The 4,954-nt window shown below is 69.8% G+C and carries 6 protein-coding genes; 5 read left to right on the forward strand and 1 reads right to left on the reverse strand.

Annotation, left to right across the window (positions count from 1 at the left end; genetic code table 11):
• Positions 1-164 precede the first annotated feature (164 nt).
• From WBA11_RS18130 to WBA11_RS18145, 4 genes are all read left to right on the forward strand, one after another.
• Positions 165-482: a tetratricopeptide repeat protein gene (locus WBA11_RS18130; RefSeq protein WP_424522040.1), complete on the forward strand. Its 318-nt coding sequence runs from the start codon at positions 165-167 to the stop codon at positions 480-482.
• 8 nt (positions 483-490) lie between these two features.
• Entirely contained in the window at positions 491-1,516 is a 1,026-nt protein-coding gene (locus WBA11_RS18135; RefSeq protein WP_424522041.1) for a LysM peptidoglycan-binding domain-containing protein, read from the forward strand.
• A gap of 213 nt (positions 1,517-1,729) precedes the next feature.
• Complete coding sequence (locus WBA11_RS18140; protein ID WP_424522042.1) at positions 1,730-2,224, forward strand: fasciclin domain-containing protein; 495 nt, start codon at positions 1,730-1,732, stop codon at positions 2,222-2,224.
• Between the two features lie 52 nt (positions 2,225-2,276).
• Positions 2,277-3,095: a type II CAAX prenyl endopeptidase Rce1 family protein gene (locus WBA11_RS18145; RefSeq protein WP_424522043.1), complete on the forward strand. Its 819-nt coding sequence runs from the start codon at positions 2,277-2,279 to the stop codon at positions 3,093-3,095.
• A gap of 107 nt (positions 3,096-3,202) precedes the next feature.
• On the opposite strand, the gene WBA11_RS18150 is transcribed toward WBA11_RS18145, so the two are convergent.
• Complete coding sequence (locus WBA11_RS18150) at positions 3,203-3,520, reverse strand: hypothetical protein (protein ID WP_424522044.1); 318 nt, start codon at positions 3,518-3,520, stop codon at positions 3,203-3,205.
• 175 nt (positions 3,521-3,695) lie between these two features.
• Here WBA11_RS18150 and WBA11_RS18155 point away from each other — a divergent pair, with 175 nt between their 5' ends.
• Positions 3,696-4,922 (forward strand): trans-sulfuration enzyme family protein, encoded by a 1,227-nt coding sequence (locus WBA11_RS18155; protein ID WP_424522045.1) that lies wholly within the window; start codon positions 3,696-3,698, stop codon positions 4,920-4,922.
• Positions 4,923-4,954: the final 32 nt, after the last annotated feature.

Consider the following 4,954-nt stretch of genomic DNA (forward strand, 5'->3'; position numbering starts at 1 on the left):
GGTGGAGGGTTCGGTGGCGGCTTTGGCGGCGGCGGATTCGGCGGCGGTGGCTTCGGTGGGTTTGGCGGCGGCTTCGGCGGCGGCGGCGGCGCGGGCGGAAGCTGGTAGACCGGCCTCGAGTACGCCCTTGTGGTTCCGACCTCGAGGCCGGCTATCTTGGTAGGATGGACCGCATCGCGACCCTCCAGCAGTTCCTCCACGACGACCCCGACGACCCGTTCACGCGGTTCGCGCTCGCGCAGGAGTTCGCCAAGCGGGGAGATGCCGACCAAGCGCTCGAGTACTACGAAGGGCTCGTCGAGGGCAATCCAGGCTATGTGGGCACGTATTACCATCTCGGCGCGCTCTACCGCGCGCTCGGACGCGACGACGACGCTCTCGGGACGTACCGGGCCGGCATCGACATCGCGACCTCCGCAGGCGACACCCACGCCCGCGCCGAGCTCCAGAGCGCTCTGCTCGAGGCCGAGTTTGACGATTGACTAGCACCATGACCCGACTCCTCCTCTTCGTCGTTGCGCTGCTGGTGCCCGTCGTGGCGCTCGCTCAGCCGAGCACGTACGTGGTGCAGCCCGGCGACACGCTCTTCCGCATCTCGCGAGCCCATGGGCTCACCGTCCAAGAGCTCCAAGACCTCAACAACCTGTCGGACACGTACATCTCGGTCGGCCAGACGCTGCGTGTCCGAGCCCGGGGAGGCCAGCGGCCGACGCCTCCCACGCCGCCGCCGACGAGTCCGGGAGTGGACGTTCCGGTGAGCCCCACGCCGGACCCCCGGCCGGATCCGCCTGCGCGCGGGTCGGCGTCGTCCGGCGTCGTCCACGTCGTCCAGCCCGGCGAGACTCTGTTCCGCATCGCTCTGCGCTACGACACCAGCGTCGACGACCTCCGACGGCTCAACGGCATCCGCGGCGACCAGATCGAGGTCGGCCAGCGGTTGGTCGTCGGCGCCCCGACGCGGGGGCAGGGTGCGTCCGGGACGGCGCCTGTGGCTCTCGGCCCGGCACGCGACTGGTCCATCAACGACACGACGGTCCCTGCGGACCTGGTCCACTTCGTCGAGCCCGGCGAGACGCTGTACTCGATCGCCTCCGCGTTCGGCCTCGATGTCGACGCTCTCGCCCGCACGAATGCGATCTCGACCGCGCCCTTGACGCCGGGCGCAATGCTGATCCTGCCCGAGTCCGTCAACCCGGCCCTCGCGCTCAACCCCGAGCTCGGACCGGCTGACGACGACGGGCTGGCGCTGGTCTACCCCGACGTGATGCGCGGGCGCCCGACGGCGAGCAACGAGCCGTACGACCCGCTCGAGTTCACCGTCAGCCACCGCGACTACCCCTTCGGGACGGTCCTGCTCGTCACGAACCCGTCGAGCGGGCGGAGCACGTTCGTGAGGGTGATCGACCGGGGGCCGGTGAGCCGCGCCTACCTCGTCGAGCTGTCCGCCGCGGCGGCGACCGCCCTCGAGCTCGACCCGAACGCCGCACGGCGCGTCGAGCTGCGCGAGATCCCGTAGTCGACCTCGAGGACGGCTGAGGAGAGCCTGAGGTCCGCGCCCTCGAGGCCGGCCCGCCCTCGAGGACGCTTAACGCGGATCACTCATTCTGATGAGACCTCGAGGTCGGACGAGGCTGCTGGCCTCTCACGAAGGCCTCACGGCACGAGCGGCCCACCCTCAAGGTGAGACGCGGACCCGGAGTGATGTTGTGGGCTCTCCACCACATCTGTTATGCGAATCGCACTCCTGGCCGCCCTCGTCGCGGTCTCCTTTGCTCCCGCGTCGGCTCAAGACGCCGAGCCCACGTCCACCATCGCCCAGGTCCTCGAGGCCGACGGCCGGTTTACGGTTCTCCTCGGCGCCGTCGAGACGGCCGGGCTCGGCAACGCCCTCTCCAACGCCGGCCCGTTGACGGTCTTTGCCCCGACCGACAGCGCGTTCGCGGCCCTTCCCGAGGGGACGCTCGACGCCCTCACGCCCGACGACCTCCGCGCCGTCATTCTAGGACACGTCGTGGAAGGGGCGGTGTCCTCGAGTGCGGCGGCCGAGGTCGGCGAGGCCGTGTCGGTATCGGGCGTTCCCCTCGTGTTCAGCACCGAGAGCGGCTTGTCCGTCAACGGCGCGCCCGTCCTCGAGGGCGACGTCGCCGCGACGAACGGCGTCGTCCACGTGCTCGATGCGGTTCTCCTGCCGCCGCCGTCGGCACCCATCGAGGACGGCATGTAGACCGCAACGTGGGGGACGGCCGCGCGTAGGGGAGGAGATCCACTCCGCCGCCATGCCGTCCCCCGCCGACGAGATCGCCAGCCTCGCCGCGTCTGTTTCACCGACGGACGCGGCGCCGCCGTCTGGCGCGCCGCCCTCGAGGCCGACCGGCTACTGGGACACGACCCGGTCGGCGACGTACGGCTTCCTGGCCGCGCTACCCCTTTTCGTTCTCTACGAGGTCGGCATCTTGCTGGCCAACACGGGGCCGGGCGAGATCCGCGTCGGGGCCGATGTGTGGCTCAAGTCCATCTTGGCGTCCATCGGCGGGATGGGGTGGGCTGCGCTGGGCGCTGCCGTCGTCCTGATCGGGCTCGGCGTCTGGTGGTACGACCGGAACCGCCGGCCTGCTATCGTGCCGCGCTACTTCGTGCTTTTGATCGCGGAGTCTCTGGCCTACGCCATCGTCTTGGCGATCCTCGTTGGCGGAGTCGTCGGCCTGCTGTTCGGCATGTGGGTCGTGCCGGACCTGGTTCTGGCCCAGCTGAGCGAGTTGGGGCTCGGCCTCCAGCTGGCGCTCAGCATCGGGGCGGGGTTGTACGAGGAGCTGGTGTTCCGGGTCATCCTCGTCGGCGGGCTGTTCTGGGGTCTCAAGAGTCTGACCGGCCTCGAGCAGAACCGGGCCTACCTGATCGCGGCCGTCTTGGGTGCGCTGGTCTTCAGTGGCGTCCATCACATCGGAACGTTCGGCGACCCGTTCACGCTGTCCGTGTTCACGTTCCGGTTCCTGTTCGGGCTCGCCTTGAACGCCGTCTTCCTGCTGCGCGGGTTCGCGCTCGCCGCCTGGACCCACGCCCTGTACGACGTGCTGGTCGTGACGGGTGGGCTCTAGTCAGAGGCGCTTGGCCTAGCCACTCCGGGTCCGCCCTCGAGGGCGGACCGGCCTGGTCCGTGTGGTTCCCCGCCCTCGGGACGACCTCGAGGGCGAGGGTGGCGCGATCAGTTCGAGATCGTCCACTCGACGTAGTCGCCCGGGCCGATCCCGATCGAGTACGTGTCGAGGGCGACCTCGCCTTCGACGAGGGCCATCAGGTCCCAGCACCCCGTGCTGAGCTCGACCTCGAGTTCGTCGCCGGGCTCGAGGACGTACTGGCCGAGCAAGTCGTCCTCCCATTCGTCGGTCCCGCAGTCGGAGGCGTAGACGTGGGTGACGACGTAGTCGCTCGCGTTGAACAGCGAGACGATGCCCGTCGAGGGCGGTGCGAAGGCGGCGAGGAGGAAGACACTGGCGAGGGCCAGGGGGCGAAAAGCACGCATGAGCGCTGGGGGATGGGGTCTGCAACGGAGGTGTCCGACCTAGTTGTAAACACTGAGTTTGTGCCTGGCGCGCATCACGCGACGTCATCTTCGCTTTGTCGCCGACCGTGGCGCTACGGCCTCGAGGTCGTATCCGCTCTCGATTCCACGTCCTTGAGGCCATCGCCTGTGCATCTTGGAACCCCCACTCCTCGCTCGAATGCACCCCGACAGCTTGGCCGTTCATGCCGGCCGCGACGACCTGCGCCGGCTCGGCGTCCACGCGCTGCCCATCGACCTGTCGACGACGTACCCGTTCGAGTCGCTCGACGAGGCCGTCGGGAGCCTGGACGCGATGATGGCCGGCGGTGGGCCTGCTGAGCGCGGCGGCCCGATCTACTCCCGTTTGCACAGCCCGACGGTCGCCCGCTTCGAGGACGGACTGGCCGCCCTCGAGGGCGCCGACGCGTCGGTCGCGTTCGGGTCCGGGATGGCGGCGCTGACGGCCGTCGTCCAGGCAGCGATCTGGGACGGAAACCGCCACGTCGTCGGCGTGAAGCCGATCTATGGGACAACGGACCGGCTGGTCTCGTCGGGCGTGCTGGGCACCGAAGTGGCGTGGACGGACCAGGGCGGCGTCGCGTCCTCAATGCGGCCGGACACCGGCTTGGTCATGATCGAGACGCCGGTCAACCCGACGCTCGACCTGGTCGACATCGAGGCCGTGGTCCAGGCCGCGGGCGACGTGCCCGTCGTGGTCGACTCGACGTTCGCGACGCCGGTCTTACAACAGCCGTTGGCCCACGGCGCCGCGTTCGTGATGCACAGCGCGACCAAGTTTATCGGCGGACACGGCGACGTGTTGGCGGGCGTCGTCGCGTGCTCACACGAGTTGGCCGCTCGGCTTCGGCAGGTCCGCATCCTGACCGGCGCCATCCTACACCCGCAGGGCGCGTACCTGCTCCATCGAGGACTCGCAACGCTGCCGCTACGGGTCCGCCGGTCCCAAGAGACCGCGACGACGCTGGCGGAGCGGCTGAGCGAGCACCCGGGCGTGGGCGCGGTGTACCACCCGAGCGTCCCTGGCCGCGACCCTCAAGGCTTGGTCGGGACGCAGATGAGCGGACCAGGACCGATGCTGTCGTTCGAGGTCCTCGGCCTCGAGGGCGAGTCGGACGGCGACGGGGCGTTCGCGGCGGCGGACGGTTTCCTGCGCTCGGTCCGACTCGCGACGCCGGCCGTCAGCTTGGGATCGACCGACACGCTCGTGCAGCACCCGGCCGGCCTCACGCAACGCGTCGCGTCCGGCGACGCGCCCGGCAAGATCACGGCGGGTCTCGTGCGCGTCTCCGTCGGCCTCGAGGACGCGGACGACCTGTGGCACGATTTCGAGAGGGCCATCGAGACCGGGAGGCGGGGCTAACCCGCCGCGACATGCTCACACCGAGATGCCGT

Origin of the sequence: Rubrivirga sp., assembly GCF_049648075.1 — a bacterium.
Taxonomy (GTDB): domain Bacteria; phylum Bacteroidota; class Rhodothermia; order Rhodothermales; family Rubricoccaceae; genus Rubrivirga.